Source organism: Sphingobacterium paramultivorum (genome assembly GCF_014109745.1).
GTDB classification, from domain to species: Bacteria; Bacteroidota; Bacteroidia; order Sphingobacteriales; family Sphingobacteriaceae; genus Sphingobacterium; species Sphingobacterium paramultivorum.
In genome coordinates, this window is record NZ_CP058555.1 from 3,092,459 (window position 1) to 3,114,033 (window position 21,575).

A 21,575-nucleotide genomic window follows, 5' to 3' on the forward strand; every position below is an offset into this window, starting at 1 on the left:
GGAAATAAAATCATCTATTTACATCCTAGTTTAGCTAAGTAGCCTGTTCAACTACCCTAAAATTTATTTCAAGAAATCTATTGCTCGCTCAATTGCACCTTTTAATCCGGCAGGGTTCTTACCTCCAGCTGTTGCAAAGAATGGCTGACCACCGCCACCACCTTGGATATCCTTGGCTAGATCACGAACGATATTACTTGCATTCAATCCTTTTTCTTTAGCCAATTCATCTGATATGACGACTGTTAAACTTGGTTTACCATCAAATTCAGCACCGATAACCAAAAATAAGTTGTTAACGGCACCCTTCACGGCATAAGCCAAGGTTTTCACCGCCTCTGCACTCGGTAGATCGACGATTGTGGACAAGAAATTAATCTCGCCAACCTGCTGGATCTTTGCTTCCAGATCTGACTTTAACGCTAAGGATTTTTCTGTAATACTTTTCTCTACCTCTTTTTTCAAAGCGCCATTCTCATCGATGATTTTACCCAGTGCAGAAACAAAATCCTTCGGATTATTCATGAGCTCTTTCAGGTGGTGAACCAATTCGAAATGTTCACGGATAACAGCTGCAGAACGAGTTCCAGTAATCGCTTCTATACGACGTACACCAGCTGCTACAGCAGATTCCGAAACGATTTTGAAAAACCCTATTTGCCCTGTTGCTTTAACATGTGTACCACCGCACAATTCTTTAGAATATTGATCTTCGAAGGTGATTACACGAACAAAATCGCCATACTTCTCACCAAATAGTGCTGTTACACCCGAATCCAATGCTTGTTGATAAGGTACATTTCGTTCCTCCTTCAACGGAATATTTTCACGAATTTTGGCATTGACAATATCTTCCACCTGTTTGATCTCTTCTTCTGTCATTTTTGCAAAATGAGAGATATCAAAGCGCAAAATATCAGCGTTGACCAACGATCCCTTTTGATTCACATGACTTCCCAACACCTGCTTTAAGGCAGCGTGCAGCAAATGGGTTGCGGAGTGATTGTTCTCAGTATCGATTCTTTTGGTTTTATCGACCTGTGCAACAAATGTTCCTTTCAATTCCAGCGGCAATTTGTTTGTAAAATGTACAAATAGACCGTTTTCCTTTTTCGTATCTGTGATATAAATCTTTTCTCCAGTTTCTTCGGAAACCAATTCTCCAGAGTCGCCTACCTGGCCACCACCTTCGGCATAAAAAGGACTAACAGAAAGCACCAATTGGAATTGCTCTTTATTTTTCGCAACAACTTTACGGTATTTAATAACTTCAGTAACAGCAGTCAATGCATCATAGCCTACAAATTCAAATCCCTCTTCATCATTTACCACAACCCAATCACCCGTATCTATAGCAGTGGCAGCACGAGAACGATCTTTCTGAATTTGAAGTGCTTGGTTGAAACCTTCCATATCAACTGTTAAACCTTTTTCGCGCGCTAGCAATTCCGTCAAATCGATAGGAAATCCATACGTATCGTATAATTCAAAAGCAAAATCCCCGTTAATTACGGTGTGGTCCTCCACATAATTTTCAAAACGTTGGACGCCCGTAGACAACGTTCTTAAGAATGAAACCTCCTCTTCCAAGATTACTTTCTGCACAAAATCCTGCTGCTGGATCAATTCGTCAAATACTCCGGCGAACTGAGCTGCCAATACAGGTACAAGTTCATTGATAAAAGGAGCCTTAAAGCCTAAAAATGTATAAGCATAGCGTACTGCACGACGTAAAATACGACGGATCACGTAGCCAGCTTTATTGTTGGATGGCAGTTGACCATCGGAAATTGCAAAACTAACCGCACGAATATGATCAGACACTACCCGCATGGCAATATCAGACTTTTCATCTATACCATATTTTATACCTGATTTCTCAGCAATAAAATCAATGGTAGGCGTAAATACATCTGTATCATAATTGGAGGTCTTCCCCTGTATACATCGCACCAAACGCTCAAAGCCCATTCCCGTATCCACATGTTTAGCTGGTAACGACTGAAGTGAACCATCTTTCAACCGATTAAATTGAATGAAGACAAGGTTCCAGATCTCAATTACTTGAGGGTGGTCTGCGTTGACCAAACTCTGCCCTGAAGTCTGTATGCGCTCTTCCGGACTACGCATATCGAAATGGATTTCGGAACAAGGTCCACAAGGTCCTGTCTCGCCCATTTCCCAGAAATTATCTTTTTTGTTACCAAGGAGAATTCTATCTTCACCAATCCATTCTTTCCAGAAATCGAAAGCTTCCATATCACGTTCTAAGCCTTCTTTTGCATCCCCCTCAAAAATAGTCACATATAAACGATCTTTGTCTAATTTATATACTTCTGTCAACAGCTCCCAAGCCCAAGCAATAGCTTCTTTCTTAAAGTAATCACCAAAGCTCCAATTTCCCAACATCTCAAACAACGTATGGTGGTAGGTATCGATCCCTACTTCTTCCAAATCATTGTGCTTTCCGGAAACACGCAAACAACGTTGCGTATCGGCAACACGCGGAAATTTAATGGGTGCTTCACCAAGAAACAAATCTTTGAATTGATTCATCCCCGCATTGGTAAACATTAATGTCGGGTCATTTTTTACAACTACTGGTGCTGAAGGTACTATCTGATGCCCTTTACTTTTAAAAAAGTCCAGAAAGGCTTGACGAATTTCTCTACTTGTCATTTAATTATCTAAAAATATGTGCAAACTTACTCAAAATTGGTAGGTTATGCAATGTAGAATTCCATATATTGACCTTGAAACGACTGTTTTCTCTAAACGACCAAAACTTCAATATTGACTTTTCAAACAAAAAAATCAGGAGATAACATACAGACAATTAGGGTACACTTATTTTGGATGTGACAGAAATCACAAACTGATATTAAATACAACATTTTAAAAGTGTTATTAGTTATTCATTTTTGTCTAAAGCGCGTCAAATTCAACACGTAAAACAACAAAAACTATTTGACTTAAGGTCATTCACAATTACATTTGTTTTATTACATTTGATAGTAAAATAGGGAATCTAGTACACTTTCACGCACATTCCCTAAATGCAAAATAAATAAGATTAGATTTTGTAGATTAAATTCCTTCTAATGAAAAAAAACATTCTACTACCGGTAGATTTTTCGGCTCATTCTAATAATGCTGTAAATTACGCAGTGGACCTTGCTCTCGAAAAGGGGTATTCTATCCATCTTTACCACAATTATACTTCGGCTTCTGCTGTATTTGAGGACGAAAATGGCCGTAATGAGACTAATTCTCCAACATTCAAAGCTGATATTCTTATTAAAAATCTGGCAGAATCAATAAAATTAAAGCATCCTACGCTTGAAATAACCACCCAATGTGAGCGCGGTATGATTACTGAAACACTACCGGAGCTCGCCACCCCTAGTCGATTTGATTTTGTCATCATGGGGACTAAAGGCATCACCAATGACGATAGCCAACTTATTGGCAGCACGACCTATGTCATTAGCAAAAAAGCCAAAATACCTGTCTTGGCCATCCCCACTGAAGCGTCCTTTACACCTATTGACAAAGTTGGCTTACTGTCTAATTTTAAAGAAGAAGAGGTACAGACCGTACAAGATTTTGTCAACATCATCGGCAAAGACTTTGAACTAAAACTTATGCATGTTCACTACGATCATTCATCAGAAAACAGAATCGAAGACAAGCTTGAAGTATGGAAATATAAGATCAAAAAATATATTGGTGTGACCAATATTGCTATAGAAGTGGATTCAATACAAGGCGACATTGAGGACTTAGATACGGTTCCGGAAGTGATTAATGAGATGATCCATGAGGAAAAGATCAAAATATTATTGGTGACACGATCGAGGAAATCGTTCTTTGAACGTGTTTTTACGCGTTCCGTTGCAAAAGCATTATTTAGTCATCCCTTAGTTCCAATATTTTTTACTAAAGCATAACCTTATAGCCATGTCTAAACTATTAATACCAGTAGATTATTCCGAAAACGCACGAGTTGCCGCATTTTATGCAGCTCAAATCGCGACGACAACAAATGATGAGATTACACTCTTTCATTCGTTCACTTCGCATATCAACAAATTTGCAAATGCGAAGCATTTAGTAGACCCCACCGAGGGAGAAGCTCGCCGTCAGATGGAAAAACTTGTAGCCGAACTTCTACAGGAATATCCTTCGCTTAAAATTTCTACCTTATTTGCCAACGGTATTTTGGCTGAAACACTGGATAAACAAGAGATAAAAGAGGTCTATCAAACGGTGATTATGGGTACAAAAGGAGTGACCGGACTTGAATCTGTATTGATTGGAAGCAATACATATGATGTCATTAAAGAGTCGAAGATCCCTGTTCTAGCCATCCCAAAAAACGCGATAAAATTCAAAAATGACAACATCGCTCTATTGACAAATTTCAAACCCGGTGAACTTGAAGTGCTTAAACAAGCGATACCATTGTATGGGAAAAATTTCCATTTACAACTCATACATATCAATAAAAATGAACTAGAAATCAATATATTAGGAGAAAAACTTGAAAATTGGATTGAACAGATTATTGCTGAAACTGGGATCGAGGATATTTCCTATATCATCAAGTCGCCAAGTTATTTTGCAGGTTCACGAGAGAATATTGCTAACGGTATCCATACCATTATCCGGGATGAAGATATCGATGTTATTTTGATCACAAAAAGCAGAAAAACTTTTTTCCAAAACATTTTTACAGAAAATATTGTTAAGCATCTGGCTTTTGAAATTGAGGTGCCAAACTTTTTTGGGCGTGTAGAGTAACCAAATAATTTTTGGCAAATTTATTGCAAGAGTGTTCAGTGAGTTAATTTAACAACAGTATTATAGTAGATAATTTTACAAACACGCATTATGAAAATTAGCCTTAAAAAATCAGGATTACTTGTTGCGGCAGGAATTTTATCCACCGCATCCTTTGCGCAAAGCACAAAAGAAGCATCAATCGAAGGCACAACTCCATTAGGTTCGGCGACACAATATAGAACCTGGTCTATCGGTGTAGGGGCCGGTGTAACAAGCTTGCAGAATATCGCCAAGTTTAACAATGGTGGTTATGACAAACTAGACTGGAATTTAGGATATAGTGCTTATATCAAGAAACAAATCTCACCATCATTCGGATTGAAAGCAACTTATTTTGGCGGAAAGACAGCTGGTTATGATAACAGTGACAAGCAAACTGGATTCGAAACCAAAACTCCTTGGTCAGTTGCCTTATCTGGTGAGTTTTTAGCAGCCAACACGAATTGGAGATTTTTCAACAGTTTTATTAAACCTTATGCATCGATTGGTGTTGGGGTAATGAATGCTGAAACTGCTGCAATCGCTGGTGGTAACAAAGGTGAATATGGAGATTCCTATTCCAAAATCTTTGTACCTGCAGATTTTGGTTTGAAATTCGCTGTTGCCAAAGGCATCAATTTTGAATTGGGTTATCAATTGAATTGGGCGAACCAACGATTTGACAATCGTTACAATACAACTCCGCCACAACAATACAAAAATGACTTATTTACTTACGCACATGCCGGCTTAGAATTCGCCTTAGGCAGCAGCAGCAAACCTGCATTGAATAATTCGAATCCTGTCGCAACCCTTGTGAATGACTATACAGTAAAATACGATGATCTAAAAGCTCAAAATGATGCATTGAATGCTAAAAACCAAGCTTTGCAAGGTCAATTGGATGGTCTAAACAATGATCTAAAAGATGACGACGGTGACGGTGTTGCCAACAAATATGATAAATGTCCGGGCACACCTTCAGGTGTTCAGGTTGACGGATCAGGTTGTCCAATTGTCGTGAAAAACGAAACCAAAGTTGTTGAAAAAGTAGTGGTTACTGAAGCAGATCGAAAAGTTGTTGCTGAAGCGATCAAAAACTTAGAATTCGATTTAGGTAAAGCAACTATTCGCTCCACTTCGTATGCAACATTGAATAAAGTTGCTGCGTTATTGATCGAGAAGAATTTTAGTTTAAAACTCGCAGGTCACACCGACAATACAGGTTCACGTGAATTAAATATGCGTTTATCTAAAGAGCGTGCAGAGTCTGTAAAAGCATATTTAGTATCTCAGGGTGCTAATGCGTCGCGTATCGAAGCAACTGGATATGGTCCAGACCAACCAATTGCATCTAATAAAAATGCAGCGGGCCGCCAACAGAATCGCCGTGTTGAATTTACACTTTATTAATAACTAACAAATTACACTAATAAAAAGGTGTTTTAAACAGAAACACCTTTTTATTTACCAAACGTCATATTTCAACTACAAACCTATAGTTAATTTAATTTTTAACTTATTACTTTTGCAGCGGTTTATACAAACACAAATTATATGAAACTAAAATTACAATTAGTACTTGCTCTAGCATCAGCGGGCTTATTTGCCAATAATGCAATTGCTCAAAATGCAAAGGTATCATCCATTGAGGGAACAACTCCATTTGGACCAGCTACACAATACAGAACATGGTCTATTGGTGTCGGTGCCGGAGTGACAAACCAAACTAACATTGCTGGTTTTAATCGTGAAGGATACGATGACTTAGCATGGAACTTGGGGTATAGTGCTTATATTAAAAAGCAAATCTCTCCTTCTTTCGGCATTAAAGCGAGTTACTTTGGCGGTAAAACAGGTGGCGCATTTAAAGATGGATCACAATCTTTTGAGGCTAAAACACCATGGTCTGCTGCATTGTCAGGAGAATTCCAAGGGGCTAATACCAACTGGAGATTCTTCAACAGTTTTATCAAACCTTATGCATCTATCGGTGTTGGGGTGATGAACAGCAAAACTACGTTGACAACAGGATCAACTTCCCAAGAAGCGGATGGTATTTCTAAAATTTACGTACCATTGGACATGGGACTTAAATTTGCTGTTGCCAAAGGAATCAACTTCGAGTTGGGTTATCAGTTAAATTGGGTTAACCAAAACTTTGACGGTATTCAAGGTGGTCAATATAAGAATGACTTGTTTACTTACATCCATGGTGGTTTAGAATTTGCATTGGGTAATGGTAGCAAACCAGCTTTGAACAATTCAAATCCAGTAGCAACCTTAGTTAACGACTACACATTGAAATATGATGATCTTAAAGCACAAAATGATGCTTTAAATGCTAAAAACCAAGCACTAAAAAATCAATTGGATGGTCTAAACAGTGATCTGAAAGATGATGATGGTGATGGTGTAGCTAACAAATATGACAAATGCCCAGGCACACCTTCAGGTGTTCAGGTAGACGGTGCAGGATGTCCAATCGTTGTGAAAAACGAAACGAGAGTGGTTGAAAAGGTTGTTGTAACAGAAGCTGACCGAAAAGTTGTTGCTGACGCAATCAAAAACTTGGAATTCGATTTAGGAAAAGCAACCATACGTCCTACGTCATACGCGACATTAAATAAAGTAGCCGAACTGTTAATCGAGAAAAATTTTAGCTTAAAACTAGCTGGTCACACTGATAATACAGGTTCCCGTGAATTGAACATGCGTTTATCAAAAGAACGCGCTGAATCGGTAAAAGCCTATTTAGTATCTCAAGGTGCTAATGCATCACGTATTGAAGCGACAGGTTATGGCCCTGACCAACCGATCGCATCAAACAAAACCGCTGATGGTCGTCAACAAAACCGTCGCGTAGAGTTCACGCTTTATTAATCGATATTCTTTGATTTATACAAGCCAAAGGCATCACTTCACGGTGATGCCTTTTTTATTACTCCTTTTCTTATCGAAACCTTATTCTTTAGTAAGGTAAACGTAAAAAGCTCCCCCTATTTAAAGTAAATAAACATTTGAGCAACAAAAAGATAACTTCCAAACAAACAACATAACACGTATTTTTAATAAAGCAAAATTTAAAAAATGCGTAGACCCCATGCTCTTGTGTTGGCTTTCTTTTCGTTGATCTTTTCCTCTTGTGAAAAGGATCCACCGCTTCACGAACCCGGATCAAATGAAACCATCAACCAGTGGACATTAGACCAAATGAAACGCTACTACTACTGGAATGATAAAATTAGATCAACCCAAGGTTACCAACAAAGTCCAGATTTATTTTTCAAAAGCATCTTATTTCCAGATGACCATTATTCCAGCATATTACAGACACTTAACAGCGACACCTATGGCAATACGCTGACGAACACCTTTGGGTTAGATATGGTACAACTCCAAACAACCGGTAAAACCATCCAACTGATCACCCAGATTGTTCCCTTCAGCGAAGGAGATTTAATGGGACTCAAACGGGGAGACAGCATAAGCCACATCAACAACGAGCCCATCGACCACAGCAACCTGAAATCGCTACTAAGCAAATCCTTGCTTTTACCGGCAATGCATTTGACGCGAAACGATGGCAAAATATTTCATCTGCCTTCTTCCTATATTTCGCAGCCCGTCCTCTATACCGCTAAACTCATCTCCTCCTCCCCCACGGTAGGCTATATGTTTTTAAGTCAATTTGACTTTAGTGGGGCATATTCATTATTGGAAGCGGTCCAAAATTTCAAGTCCCAACAGGTACAAGAACTTATTGTCGATTTACGTTATAACCCCGGTGGACAGGTTGCTTTCGCCTCATTTTGCGCACTCTTATTGGCAGACATCAAGGAAAACGACATTTTTGCTAAATACCAAGGCAACAAAAATATCAAAAATAGAGAAGACAGCTTCGCAGCAGCACTGCAAGGTCAGCCCGATGGCTATTCATTTTCAGCAAAAGATGTTCTAAAACAAGGTTTACATTTAAAAAGAATTTATATGCTCACAGGGCCAAACACGGCATCCGCGTCCGAAATGTTAATTAATGGATTACATCCCTATGTACAGGTTGTACAGGTTGGCGATAAAACCTATGGAAAAGATATGGCATCGACCACGCTATCTACACCTGAGGAGATTCATGGCACTGAACGTGCTTGGCATTTGATTCCCATGATCTATAAAATATACAATAAAATGGGACAAGGAGATTATAGTAACGGAATTACTCCTTCTATCAAGATCGACGAATTTGCCTTTTTACCTTTGCCCCCAATAGGTGACACCAGAGATCCATTGATCCGGGAAGTATTACGAACAATTAGCGATAAAAACACCAGAGTCAGGGGCACTGTCAATACAACAGAAAAGACGAACATTTTATCCCCAAAATATAGAGGAAGTACTTATCAGGTAATACCTATCGAAGTAAGTAAAGAGGATAAGACCGAAAAATAATTTTATCAGTGTGCACAAGAATTTAATGAGGTGATGATCATACGTAGATCGGCTCCAATCTGTCCATTTTTGGCTAATTTGCGAAGAGAAGGAGACAAAATTTTTGAACGAATGGTTCGTTCCTTCGATTCATAGTCCTGCACGATGTCTTCCAGCCGCTGCAACAGTTCCAAATATTGCCGATAAAGTTCATTCAGCTCCGCCATTTCATTCCGTAAGGCTAACAGCGCAGCCGCATCAACGGATTGATCTACATCTCCCTGAATTTTCAGGGAGATAGCAAATAAATTGCGATGTTTTATAGCATTGATGCCTTTCATAGTGACTATTTTTTTGAATTAATGGCTTACCATTGATATAAGTGTTGACGGTTATCTGTGTTTGTTTTGTAATGAGTTTTATTTCTGTAGCCAGATATTATCCAAACCATAGCCTATCCCTCCAATTTCTGAGAATGCATCAACATCAAAATATGCATCGGATTCTTTTTGAGGAAGATATACAATACCGATATCTACCGAAAAATTAAAAAACAAAAAGACTTTTTGTCCATCTATAAGGATCGGTTTTAAATCCTTATCTAATACTTGCGCCTTTGGCACAAAAGTAGCGTCAATCGGTATTTTGATAAATTCTTCGGGAATTTTATCTGATATCAAGTCGGTAATCAGGATTGGATTTTCGTCATACTTGACCATATCCATTCCCCAACTTTCATCATAGACAGGCTTACCTTGATAAACCGCCAATCGAATTGGCTCACCATTAGGTGAAATTGTTTTATTATAATTTAAGATCTTTACTTGCCTCACACCCGGAATCGATTCGACATCATCTCCTAAGGGATTTGGCCCGACAACGAGTGACGGATCAATGGGACTTTTACTATGTACACCAAAGGTATTTAATCCTGATTTGAGCGGAAGCCGTTGCTCCAGGACGACCTGATCATTACTATTATATGCAACGACCGATGAAGAATCGGCATCTTTATTTCGTAGAAAAATAAAATTAGCATCGCTTGGATTAGCAACTTTTCCATCTATCGTTACTCTTTTTACATCCACCGACGCAGTGCTATAGGATCTAAAAGCAATCCGGGCTAGTTCTTCAGTTTCTACAATAGGTTCACCTTTTTGACAGGAAGACAATAGCGCCCCAACCCAAAGGGCTATAAAACAGAGAAATAAATTTTTAATCATCTATAAAGGATAAAGAAGTGAGCCATTGTATGGCTCACTCAATTAAATAATCAATATTAATAAGTTTTTGGAGCAAATTGAGTCCAGTTTGCAGTCCAAGGAGCAGTTGTCGGATGGAATGCACCTTTATAAGTTGTACTTCCATCACCATATGCAGGTGAAGTTGACAATGGTCTTAAAAAAGCAGGATTAAATGTAGATGTTGTTGGATAAAAAATATTTCCAGCTCCTGCTAAATTCAAATATGTCGTTGCATCTGTTGACACATTTGTTTGGTTTCCTGTTGGTGTAGCACCACTGAATGCCGCAGTATAAGCATGTACAACATTACCTGTAAAAGTACCTGTTGCACCATCCTGAAATGCTGCACCTGTTGCATAACCAGCGATAATCGAATTTTGAATATCATACTGTGAAGCTCTTCTCCAACGGTTACCAAATTTCAGTTTTGTACCAGCTACAGTAGCATCCTTAATTCCCAGGAATGTAAAATTTTTCAGTACTGGGCGAGTCTTAGGTGTCGCTGCATATGGCGCTGTACCTTCGTTATCCGATTCCAAACCGTTTGAATCCGAGCTACCACTTGATGTGCTATTTGTTGAATTAGGATCCTTTAATGATAAGGCATACTGAATTGTTCCGGTATATCCATGATCGAAATCAAAGTCATCATCGTCATTCGATAAGGCTACCAGGTATTTCGCATTTACAGTACCGCCAAAGAACTCAAAACCATCATCTTTACCCCAAGATACCTGAATATTTTCCAAGGTGGTACCAGTACCAACACCACCTAAAGTTAGTCCGTTGATCTCATTGTCAGCAGTTAAGTTGTAACCCGCAAATTCAATACGTACATATTTCAATGAGCCTGAATTATCTGCAGCGTTTGTACCTCCATAAGTAACATCTACACCCACAGGTTGAGGAATCCCTTCGATTCTCCGTGTGGCAGCTTGATTGGTAGTTGCGCTACCCAACAATACGACACCTCCGAAATCACCAGGGTTACGAGATCCTGCCGCATTTGGAGAAGTGAATACGATTGGTGCGGAAGCAGTACCGTTGGCGATTAATTTCGCTGTTTTAGGTACAACCAAAACGCCTTTGATATTTTGTGTTATTCCGCTGATTTGGTCATCGTATGCTTTAGTTACACCAGAAGTAATGTAAGTACCCGCTTGAATCGTCAATGTCGCGCCCGGTTTTACGAAAGCAACTCCATCAATTTTCCATACGGTATCTGCAGAGAGCGTAGTTTTAGTAATAATACCGGCAGCATCTGTTGGGATCGTTGCCTGAGGTTTGTTTGGCAAACCAGCATTCAAATCTGAATTAGGTCCTACGTTGTCTTTGTTACAAGAAGCCAATGCGATTGCGCATACGCTTGCTACTGTTAAGATTTTTTTCATTTTGTGTTAAATAATTACTAGTTTTGCCATCACAAGATCATTTTTTAGACTATGCATCCCTATGGGATAGCATTTCATAAGGTTGCATAGTTGTTTTCAATCACCCGTTTTCTGTATTTTTCTATTTTATTTCCCTGTTGTGCGACTTGGACAAACCCGGAACTTATGTACATTATTGAGGAGTGATATGAAACTGCCTCGCGCAGGTATTTTTTTTACTTTTAAATTCTTTTAATAAGTTTTTGGTGCGAATTGAGTCCAACCAACAGTCCACAGAGGTGTTGAAGGATGAAACGCATCTTTATATGTCGTACTACCGTCCCCATAGGCCGGCGAAGTTCATTTCTTTAATTGATTTAAAACTTATTTATTAAAAATTATAGGTAACTGAAAGATTAAATCTTCTTCCATCTTTTTTACGATAGGTTATTATATCCCCATCCGCTTTATTATATTTATTATCTCCTTTTACTTTTGTGGTAACATAGTCACCTGTCTGAGGATCATTGGCAGTCGTAAATCCTTCAGTATTTTCATAATAGCGTGTCCAATCATCAAGCAGATTAGCCAAATTAAGTTTGACTTCCATTTTTTTATTAAAAAAACGTGCATAAAATTGTGCATCCAACTGCTTTGGTGCCAATTCATATTCAACTGCTGAAAGGTTAAAATTCCCAATATTTGTCCGGTACCCCCTATGGTTATAACTTGTCGTAATTCCGAAATAATCGCCCCAATAACCAAATCCTAGGTTTAACAACCATGGCGATTGTCCCATCAAAGGTCTATCTTGCCCCGGATAACGCGACTGGCGACGTTTAGGTCCATCGGGCGTGGCGCCATCTATAGTTTCCCAATGGGATAACACATTGACTTTAGATTTCAAAAGCGTGCCATTAGCTGATATAAATAGATCTTTTAGCCATTCTTGATCACCTATAAATGCAAAGTTTTTTCGAATTTCTAATTCTAGCCCTAAATTCTTTGCAGATTCCATATTTGCAAAAGTATAATTCCGCTTATCGTCCCCTCGATGTACGAGCTCTATTGGTTTGTCTAAATACTTATAATAGCCCGTTAGGGATATTATTTCACCTGAAGACGGATACCATTCAAAACGCATATCCAGATTATCAATCACAGTACTCTGCACTTGTTCGCCCGATACATAACCATCTAATTCAAAATCATACATCGCAAACATACCTACCTCTCTAAAATCCGGACGAATTACCGTACGCGCATAACTTCCTCGAATATTGAATGTATTGGTTAAATTAAACGTGGCATTAATAGATGGTAAAAACCGCCAGTTATTTTCTTTTACACCAAGTTCATAGGCTTCAGCACCATTTGTATCTCCCTTTTGATACTTTCTTTTATACAGCTCCTCCTGTCTACTATTAAGATTAAAATATTCAGCCCTTACACCATACACCAACCGCAATTTTTGCCATAGCCTTTGATCAGCCATTAAAAAAAGTGCATGGGAGCTCATTTCTCCATTATAATACCTACCGCCAAGACCTTCGGCATAATAGTATGCTTGCCCATCTCCATTTCCAATATTTTCATTTGAAAACAATCTATCATAACTCGACTCAATTGGAGGAGCAGGGACACTAACATTGCCAACCAAGGTCGATCGTGTCATAGGTAAAAATTTAAACAAATCCAATGTTCTTTTTTTGACCCAAGCCTGATAACCTAATTTTACAAGAGTTGATACTCCTGTACCTCGTTGAAATTTCCGAGAAAATGCTGCGCTCCAATTATAATCGGTCTCATCTATACTAGTCCACATTCGCCAATCAGTTACCGCCCCTTTATTAGAAAATCCAGCAGTTGTCAATAAATTAGGTGTTTGAAAATAAGGTTGATCATCTATCGTGGTCGTTATTCTATAGGAGAGCTTTCGTTCATCTAAAATTTGCTGTTTAATCTTATTGATGGTAAACATTCCCTCCGCTTTTACCTGCCAGGGCATCTGATATTCTCCGATCAACTGATGTTGCTGCAACGACATCGCCTCAGGTAATTGATACGTAAGCCTATTTGCTTTTGGATCAGGGTCAGTGTATACTTTTCGAATACTTTCATTGTAATTATTTGCATACGTACGTGCATACATATTTCGTAAAGAAACTTTAAATCCATCCGCTTGATACCCCATATTTGCAACCAATCCAGCGTTACTGTTAAAGCGATAAGAGGTGCCGGCACCGTTGTCTCCGATACCGGTACTATCTATATAGTGCGCTCCAATTAATGCAGACCCCCTCGTATTATTAAACGCAACAATATTCTGCTCGTTTCTAAAGTTTACCGAAGCTGCAAAACCGAATCGATTTCCGTTATTTAACTGATACAAGCGACCAAGCGAAAAACGCATATTCTGATTAGGGTAAGCTTTATATTTATATTGCCTCATCGCGTCACTGTTAAAGCGTTTGGATTGTGCGATAGCGTCCAAATCGTTGTACTTCACGGCATCACCAAATTCAGTTGGATTTAAAGGGGTATTATTTAATTCCTCGTCTGTCAAAATATAACCCGGAGGCGCATCTAATAATAAAGACCTGCTATTCCATTGCCAGGTTTTTATTCCATCAGGCATTTTTGACGATTTGTCAAAGAAACCGAAATATTCACTTGTATGTCGTTTTCCAAGTCGGTAAAAATTTTTTCCCAAAGTTTGACTATTACTTCCTGATCCAATTTGTATTGTTGTAAAATTCTCTTCTGGAATATCTATCGTATTCACCGAAACCTGTCCGCCGGAAAATTCAGCGGATACATCCGGTGTTGCCGTTTTATTGACTACCACCGAGCTCACCATTTCTGTCGGTATAATATCAAAGGAAAAATCCCGTCTATTCTGCGAAGTACTCGGAATCACCACACCGTCCAACATGGCCTGATTGTAGCGGTCGGACATCCCCCGCACAATGACGTTCCGATTATTAACAGTGGTCAATCCGGTAACACGTTTTAAAACCTGCCCCATATCATTGTCCGGTGTACGGGCGATCTGTTCGGCGGATATTCCGTCCGTCACCGACGCTGCGTTTTTTTGCGCCGCATACAGACCGGCTACGGAAGCTTTTTTAAACGACACATTGACAACTGCCGTCTCTAGCGCATTTACCTGCGTCTTCATAGCAATGTTTAACCCTGTCCGGTCTCCGGCCTGTATTTTGACCCCTTCAATACGTTGGGTCTGGTAAGAGAGGTAACTGACTTCCAGTATGTAGGTTCCCGGTTCAGCATTCAAAAGATAGCTCCCATCAATACCGCTCTGTGTTGATTTATTGGTACCGATCAGTTTGATGCTGGCATTAGCCAAAGGCTGACCGCGATCATCAATAACTTTACCTGAAATATACCCATTCTGCTGTACAGGTTTTTCGACTAATGTAATATAGACACTGTTGTCATGAGCCATTAGGTCAGTCTCCCTGAGCAGATAACGCATGACATCGCGGACACTATTACTTTTAAAAATTTTGGCATTTACCTTTTTCTTTGCCAGATTATATTTCGCTGCATCGAAAGCGATATGTATATTTTGGGATTCCAAACGTTCGAAAGCCGCCGGAATATTAGATTCACTAAAAGAAACTGTAATCTTTTTATTGAGTAACTGCCCGTATGCGCCCGAAGCTAAGAGCATTTCGGCCGACACGATCGAAAGAAATAGACCTACCAACGATGTCCTTATCATAAACTTAATATCGTTTTGCGTAACGTATTGCTTAAATTTCATAAATTTGTATGCGTATATAATATCTCTTAAGTTGTTGTATATATTATTTATACCATCTCCAAATGGTACATGATGCAGAGTTGACGATGGCCGTCGTCAGCTCTCTTTTTTTATCCCCGAATTAGTAAATATGCACTATCCTGCCCTCCTTCCTTGATTTGTTGTGATGAATTGCTTTGATACTTTCCAGGGTTGCCGTCCAGGACAGCTGCTTTGATATCGGCATACTATACCGTTGTTGGGCAATCCGCTGATCGTCAGTTTTAATATCCACATCATAGATATTTTTGACCGCCAGTGCCAATTCTTCAAAACTGCTTTGCTTAAGATAGACTCTTCCCTCAATCCAGCTATTACGTGTCGTCAGATCAAAAGTCTCCTGATGGCTATTGTGGTTATTTTGGGTATAACGGATCTGTTCGCCGCGGGTCAGCACACCCAGCGGATTGCTATCGGCAGTAACCTGCACTTTACCTGTAAATACAGACACCGATATATCATCCAATTCCGCATAGTTTTTCACGGTAAAAGAGGTCCCCAGCACCCTTGTCTGTATTTGTCGGGCGTTCACCACAAAAGCTTTTGTGGAATCTTTCTTGACCTCAAAATAGGCCTCTCCAGCCATAAGCTCCACAACTCTATCACGCCTATTGTAAGAGACGGTATCCAATTTAATTTTGGAATATGCGTTCATTACAACGGTTGATCCGTCGGCCAAAAATATCCGCTTACGTTGTGAGGCCCCTGTTTCAAAAATCCGGTAACCGGGTTTTAAATTCGCTTCTCTTTGGGAGAAATTCAGATCATGCTGCTTTGTCCAAAATAAAACGCCAACACATAACAGTAGACTTGCCGCAACCGCTCCGCTCCAGTAGATTATGCTCCGACCCACTGATTTTTTAGACGCAGTACTTCCAATACGTTGCTGTATATTATTCCATAATCGAACCTCATCTACCTCCCCTGCAGAAAGTTCTTCCCGATCAAGCGTATCATACCAGCGATCAATCAGGGACCTCTCAGCCTTGTTCGCATTATTATGCTGGTATCTATAGATTAAGGATTCAAAAATTCTTCTTTTCACTTTTTATGCCTGCTGTTTATATACAAGTCCGCAAAAAAGCCCCAAAGTACTTCAAGAAATAGTTAATGTTGTATGAAAGAATTGTTAAAGGATCAAAGTTCAGAAAATAGGAATGTGGCAAGGTGGGTAAGCTACTTAGCGAGCTCGTCTATAATAAAGACCAAAAGAAGGCTAAAACTACCGTTTTGAACATGTTGATAGCCCAAAATAGCTTTCCGTAGTCGTTTGGATGCTTCCGTAAGGTTATTTTTGACCGTTTGCTCAGACAGCCCCATACGTGTAGCAATCTCTCGAATGGATAAATGTTCCCACTTCAATAAAAGTGCCTGTCTCATATTATGGGGCATAACCTCGAGTTCTTCCTCCAACAATTTCTCTAACGCTAGATATGTTTTGAGATCCTCTGGATGTTCCTGTACATAATCAAAAATATGCTTGCTCCAATGATCCAACAATTTATCTTTGGCTTTGGTGGAATTAAAAAAGTCTATAATTTTATATTTGAGCATTCCTTTCAAATAGGCTGGGAGATTCATTTGGATGTCGATTGTATGCCGCCTTTCCCAAAACTGGACAAACAGCTCCTGTAGAATATCCTCCACATCCTGTCGGTCTAGGATCCGACGGGCAGCGTGCTGATAAAGATCTTTCCAGCAATAGCGATACAATTCCTCATAAGCGGAAGTATCGTTAAACTCTTTAATAGCTTGTAGCCAACGCTGATGTACAACTGGTCCTTGATTCATGCTAATACCAAAATTAAGGTTGAAATATTAAGTTTCTATTAATAAATGAATAAAGAAACTGTAGGTATATAAAATAGTTTCACATTCGAAATAATACTTTTCAAAGTGAGCTAAATCTATATAACAGCGCTCAATTTATTATCACCTGGTATAAAAGAATCAGATCACCTTAAAAATCAATTATTTAAATTATTTGTTTATTCCAATATTATTCTTACCTTTGCAACGCCTTAGGCAATAGTGCCTATTGTATAAAATATTTCATGAACCCATTTTTAGAACTGGGAATCCGTGAGGAAGTTGTTAATGCCATCTCAGAATTAGGTTTCGAAAAACCTTCTGAAATTCAGGAAAAAGCCATTCCTGTTTTATTGACTGGTAACGACGATTTTGTCGGATTAGCCCAAACTGGCACAGGAAAGACCGCGGCATTTGGTCTTCCATTATTAGAGCAATTAGACTTTTCTCAAAAACACCCACAGGCATTAATTCTTTGCCCTACTCGGGAATTATGTTTACAAATCTCAAAAGATTTAGAAAAATTTGCTAAATACGTTGACAACGTACATGTTGTTGCTGTATATGGAGGTGCAAATATCTCAGACCAGCTACGTCAAATTAGACGTGGAGTGCAAATTGTAGTAGCGACCCCAGGTCGTATGTTGGATATCATCGGCAGAAATGCGATTGATTTTTCAAATGTAAAATATGTTGTATTGGATGAAGCGGATGAGATGCTCAATATGGGCTTCAAAGAAGACATCAACAACATTTTGTCAGAAACTCCTGACGAGAAAAAAACTTGGTTATTTTCGGCGACAATGCCTTCTGAGGTACGTCGTATCGCAAAGAATTATATGACCGATCCAGTTGAGCTTACTGTAGGAACAAAAAACACCGGTAACGCCAACATTGAACACCACTATTATTTGATCAAAGCAAAAGATAAATACGCTGCGTTCAAACGTATTGTGGATTCAAACCCTGATATCTTTGGTATCGTATTTTGTCGTACAAAAATCGAAACACAGGATATCGCTGAAGCGTTGATCAAAGATGGTTACAATGCGGATTCACTGCATGGTGATTTGTCCCAACAACAACGTGATAAAGTAATGAAACGTTACCGTGACCGTAGTTTACAATTGTTGATCGCAACAGACGTAGCCGCTCGTGGTATTGATGTAAGTGATGTAACTCACGTTATTAACTTCTCTTTACCTGATGAAACAGAAAACTATACACACCGTTCAGGCCGTACAGCCCGTGCAGGTAAAACTGGTATTTCACTTTCTTTGGTAAACGTAAAAGAACTAAGCAAAATCCGTCATCTTGAAAAGATCATCGGTAAGCCTTTTGAGAAAAAACAAGTACCTCAAGGTGCTGAAGTTTGCGAAAAACAATTATTTTCTATCGTTAAAAAGATTGAAAATGTTGAAGTAAACGACGAACAAATCAGCCCATTCTTGCCTGCAATTATGGAAAATTTGGAGTCACTTTCAAAAGAAGATATCATCAAAAGATTCGCTTCTCTTGAGTTCAACCGTTTCTTGGATTATTACAAAAATGCACCTGATTTAAATATCGAAGCGCGTGACGGTGGTCGTGAAGACCGCGGTGATAGACGTGATGGTCGTTCACGTGAAGGTTCAAAAGGCTACACGCGTTTATTTATGAACTTAGGTTCTGTAGATGAATTCTCTCGTGGAGATATGTTGGGCTTCATCTGTAACAATGCGAATATTTCAGGAAAATCAATCGGTAAAATTGATTTGAAAGGCGTGTTCACATTCTTCGAAGTTCAAGATGCAGAAGTAGAAAAAGTATTCCAAGGATTCCAAGGTGTAGATTACAACGGTCGTCAAGTACGTATCGAAGTATCTGGTGAAGCAAGAGGTGAAGGTCGTAGCGACCGTGGCGGAAGAAGCCGTGGTGGTGATCGTGGCGGAAGACGTGAAGGTGGATACCGTGGTGGTGATCGCGGTGGAAGACGTGAAGGTGGATATGGTGGCGGCGAACGCAGCGGAAGACGTGAAGGCGGATTCAGTGGTGAGCGTCGTGAGCGTGGTGAGCGTAGCAGCAATGGCGGTGGCTTCCGTGATTTCTCTGGAAAACGTAAAGAATCAAAAAGCAAATACTAATCATTAGTACTTAGCATAAGAGTGAAAGACTCTGGCATAAAAGCGATCAGCTTGAGATGCCAGAGTCTTTTCTTTTATATCCCTTCTAGCAGTACAGGTACTAATCTCGCCCGCCAATACAATAGTATCTATAAAAAAACGTAAATTAGCTGTATTACATGAACTGGATTTCCAACATGCCAACAGCAACAAGATTATTTGATTTAGCAAGCTTGCAATATGCTATTGCACCAGATTTCCCTATGTTTTCTTTCAAAAAAGACAACGAGTGGATAAAAGTAAGTAATACCGAATTTATTGAACGGGTCAATAAGACATCAAAAGGTTTGATCGCCCTAGGTGTTCAGCCGGGAGAGAAAGTAGCATTAATTAGTGAGAACCGTATCGAGTGGAATATCCTTGATTTTGCCATTCAACAAATTGGAGCTGTAGTAGTTGCCATTTACCCTAATATTTCGACCTTAGATTACACGTATATCTTCAATCATGCCGAAATCAGGAAGTGTATTGTTAGTTCAAAGACACTATACACAAAGATATTAACGATACAAGATGATTGTCCTCAACTAAATGCTATTTACAGTCTAGACAAAGAGGATGGTCTAAACCATTGGTATGACTTCGTCTCCAAGGGCGAGATCATTACAGATGAAACGCTAAACCAACTACGTGATGATATAAAAACCAATACATTGGCGTCCATCATTTACACCTCTGGCACAACAGGAAATCCCAAAGGTGTTATGTTGTCTCATAAAAATTTATTGGCAGATACGTTGAGTAGTGAATATTCCTTTCCTGTCGAACGAGGTGATCGTGCCCTCTCCTTTCTTCCAGTTTGTCATGCCTATGAACGCGTATTCCAATATGTATATATGTACAAAGGTTTGACAATCTTCTTTGCTCAATCGATGGATACGATAGGTGAAGATTTTAAATCCGTTAAACCGCATATTTTTTCCGCAGTACCTCGTGTATTGGAGAAAGTTTATGAAAAGATTATGGCTACAGGAGAGCAGCTAACAGGAGTCAAGCGTAAGCTATTCTTCTGGTCCTTGAGCGTCGGAGAACAATACAAACTGGAGGGACGTACATGGTGGTATGACTTTCAACTGAACATTGCCCGTAAATTAGTTTTTTCAAAATGGCGCGAAGCATTAGGTGGTGACATCAAAGGAATTGCCTCCGGGAGTGCTGCTTTACAGGAAAGATTAATCCGTCTGTATATGGCATCAGGAATTCCAATATATGAAGGTTATGGCCTCACTGAGGCGGGACCATGTATCGCTGTAAACTGCTATAAACGAGGTATGAAAATTGGTACTGTAGGCTTACCGTTAATTAATATCGAAATAAAGCTTGCTGACGATGGAGAAATATTGACTAAAGGCGAGAATAATATGATTGGCTATTATAAAAATCCAGAGGCAACAGCAGAAGCGATCAAAGATGGCTGGTTGTACACAGGAGATATTGGTGAATGGGTAGACGGTAAATTTCTCAAAATTATAGACCGAAAGAAAGAGATGTTCAAGACTTCTGGAGGAAAATATATCGTTCCGCAGCAGATCGAGTCTAAACTGGTCGAATCTTCATTTATCGAACAGGCTATGGTACTTGGAGAAGGCCGTAAGTTTCCTGCGGCGTTGATTGTTCCCAACTATAATAATCTTCTAGAATGGTCAAGAAGTGCTTTTCCCGCCCTTGCTAATCTTTCTAGACTAGATTTTCTAAATAGCCCAGAACTGAAACAGAAAATGGAATCGGAACTCAACCGTATTAATCAAAATTTTGGCAGCTGGGAACAGATCAAGAAGTTCACCATAGTCCCCGACGAAATGACCGTTGAAACCGGTGAATTGACACCGACGTTAAAAATGAAAAGAAAAGTTATCTTACAAAGATACGAACAAGAGATTGAAGAGATTTATCAAAACTAGTCTACAAAAAA

Annotated in this window: 14 protein-coding genes; 7 read left to right on the plus strand and 7 right to left on the minus strand. The window is 39.3% G+C overall.

Annotated features, from left to right (window positions below):
- Nucleotides 1-63 precede the first annotated feature (63 nt).
- On the minus strand, nucleotides 64-2,679 hold the full coding sequence (gene alaS / locus HS960_RS13260; RefSeq protein WP_182332963.1) for an alanine--tRNA ligase: 2,616 nt from the start codon (nucleotides 2,677-2,679) through the stop codon (nucleotides 64-66).
- 422 nt (nucleotides 2,680-3,101) lie between these two features.
- Here alaS and HS960_RS13265 point away from each other — a divergent pair, with 422 nt between their 5' ends.
- From HS960_RS13265 to HS960_RS13285, 5 genes are all read left to right on the plus strand, one after another.
- Nucleotides 3,102-3,950: a universal stress protein gene (locus HS960_RS13265; RefSeq protein WP_153844996.1), complete on the plus strand. Its 849-nt coding sequence runs from the start codon at nucleotides 3,102-3,104 to the stop codon at nucleotides 3,948-3,950.
- Nucleotides 3,951-3,960: 10 nt separating this feature from the next.
- Nucleotides 3,961-4,803: a universal stress protein gene (locus HS960_RS13270; RefSeq protein ID WP_153844997.1), complete on the plus strand. Its 843-nt coding sequence runs from the start codon at nucleotides 3,961-3,963 to the stop codon at nucleotides 4,801-4,803.
- A 90-nt stretch (nucleotides 4,804-4,893) separates the two neighbouring features.
- The gene (locus HS960_RS13275) at nucleotides 4,894-6,237 is read left to right on the plus strand and encodes an OmpA family protein (RefSeq protein WP_120336541.1); all 1,344 of its coding nucleotides are present in this window, start codon (nucleotides 4,894-4,896) and stop codon (nucleotides 6,235-6,237) included.
- A 144-nt stretch (nucleotides 6,238-6,381) separates the two neighbouring features.
- Nucleotides 6,382-7,707, plus strand: coding sequence for an OmpA family protein (locus tag HS960_RS13280; RefSeq protein WP_182332964.1), 1,326 nt, complete (start codon nucleotides 6,382-6,384; stop codon nucleotides 7,705-7,707).
- A gap of 207 nt (nucleotides 7,708-7,914) precedes the next feature.
- Nucleotides 7,915-9,273, plus strand: coding sequence for a S41 family peptidase (locus HS960_RS13285; RefSeq protein WP_182332966.1), 1,359 nt, complete (start codon nucleotides 7,915-7,917; stop codon nucleotides 9,271-9,273).
- Nucleotides 9,274-9,278: 5 nt separating this feature from the next.
- Here the strand turns inward: HS960_RS13285 and HS960_RS13290 are convergent, their stop codons facing one another.
- The 6 genes from HS960_RS13290 to HS960_RS13315 form a co-directional block, all read right to left on the minus strand.
- Nucleotides 9,279-9,593 (minus strand): hypothetical protein, encoded by a 315-nt coding sequence (locus HS960_RS13290; protein WP_182332969.1) that lies wholly within the window; start codon nucleotides 9,591-9,593, stop codon nucleotides 9,279-9,281.
- A 78-nt stretch (nucleotides 9,594-9,671) separates the two neighbouring features.
- On the minus strand, nucleotides 9,672-10,475 hold the full coding sequence (locus tag HS960_RS13295; protein WP_182332971.1) for a hypothetical protein: 804 nt from the start codon (nucleotides 10,473-10,475) through the stop codon (nucleotides 9,672-9,674).
- A gap of 56 nt (nucleotides 10,476-10,531) precedes the next feature.
- On the minus strand, nucleotides 10,532-11,887 hold the full coding sequence (locus HS960_RS13300) for a hypothetical protein (protein WP_182332973.1): 1,356 nt from the start codon (nucleotides 11,885-11,887) through the stop codon (nucleotides 10,532-10,534).
- A 370-nt stretch (nucleotides 11,888-12,257) separates the two neighbouring features.
- Nucleotides 12,258-15,611, minus strand: coding sequence for a TonB-dependent receptor (locus HS960_RS13305; RefSeq protein WP_228280327.1), 3,354 nt, complete (start codon nucleotides 15,609-15,611; stop codon nucleotides 12,258-12,260).
- A gap of 163 nt (nucleotides 15,612-15,774) precedes the next feature.
- Entirely contained in the window at nucleotides 15,775-16,737 is a 963-nt protein-coding gene (locus HS960_RS13310; protein ID WP_153845003.1) for a FecR family protein, read from the minus strand.
- Between the two features lie 131 nt (nucleotides 16,738-16,868).
- Complete coding sequence (locus tag HS960_RS13315) at nucleotides 16,869-17,483, minus strand: RNA polymerase sigma factor (RefSeq protein WP_153845004.1); 615 nt, start codon at nucleotides 17,481-17,483, stop codon at nucleotides 16,869-16,871.
- A 263-nt stretch (nucleotides 17,484-17,746) separates the two neighbouring features.
- On the opposite strand from HS960_RS13315, the gene HS960_RS13320 reads away from it, so the two are divergent.
- Both HS960_RS13320 and HS960_RS13325 read left to right on the plus strand, forming a co-directional pair.
- On the plus strand, nucleotides 17,747-19,624 hold the full coding sequence (locus HS960_RS13320) for a DEAD/DEAH box helicase (protein ID WP_153845005.1): 1,878 nt from the start codon (nucleotides 17,747-17,749) through the stop codon (nucleotides 19,622-19,624).
- Between the two features lie 158 nt (nucleotides 19,625-19,782).
- Complete coding sequence (locus HS960_RS13325) at nucleotides 19,783-21,564, plus strand: AMP-dependent synthetase/ligase (protein ID WP_182332975.1); 1,782 nt, start codon at nucleotides 19,783-19,785, stop codon at nucleotides 21,562-21,564.
- Nucleotides 21,565-21,575: the final 11 nt, after the last annotated feature.

Bases quoted from the DNA above. Each gene is read 5' to 3' on its own strand.
- HS960_RS13265 (WP_153844996.1), top strand. From the start codon at position 3,102: ATGAAAAAAAACATTCTACTACCGGTAGATTTTTCGGCTCATTCTAAT.
- HS960_RS13275 (WP_120336541.1), top strand. From the start codon at position 4,894: ATGAAAATTAGCCTTAAAAAATCAGGATTACTTGTTGCGGCAGGAATT.
- HS960_RS13295 (WP_182332971.1), bottom strand. From the start codon at position 10,475: ATGATTAAAAATTTATTTCTCTGTTTTATAGCCCTTTGGGTTGGGGCG.
- HS960_RS13305 (WP_228280327.1), bottom strand. From the start codon at position 15,611: ATGATAAGGACATCGTTGGTAGGTCTATTTCTTTCGATCGTGTCGGCC.
- HS960_RS13325 (WP_182332975.1), top strand. From the start codon at position 19,783: ATGAACTGGATTTCCAACATGCCAACAGCAACAAGATTATTTGATTTA.
- HS960_RS13285 (WP_182332966.1), top strand. From the start codon at position 7,915: ATGCGTAGACCCCATGCTCTTGTGTTGGCTTTCTTTTCGTTGATCTTT.
- HS960_RS13315 (WP_153845004.1), bottom strand. From the start codon at position 17,483: ATGAATCAAGGACCAGTTGTACATCAGCGTTGGCTACAAGCTATTAAA.
- HS960_RS13290 (WP_182332969.1), bottom strand. From the start codon at position 9,593: ATGAAAGGCATCAATGCTATAAAACATCGCAATTTATTTGCTATCTCC.
- HS960_RS13320 (WP_153845005.1), top strand. From the start codon at position 17,747: ATGAACCCATTTTTAGAACTGGGAATCCGTGAGGAAGTTGTTAATGCC.
- HS960_RS13300 (WP_182332973.1), bottom strand. From the start codon at position 11,887: ATGAAAAAAATCTTAACAGTAGCAAGCGTATGCGCAATCGCATTGGCT.
- HS960_RS13280 (WP_182332964.1), top strand. From the start codon at position 6,382: ATGAAACTAAAATTACAATTAGTACTTGCTCTAGCATCAGCGGGCTTA.
- alaS (WP_182332963.1), bottom strand. From the start codon at position 2,679: ATGACAAGTAGAGAAATTCGTCAAGCCTTTCTGGACTTTTTTAAAAGT.
- HS960_RS13270 (WP_153844997.1), top strand. From the start codon at position 3,961: ATGTCTAAACTATTAATACCAGTAGATTATTCCGAAAACGCACGAGTT.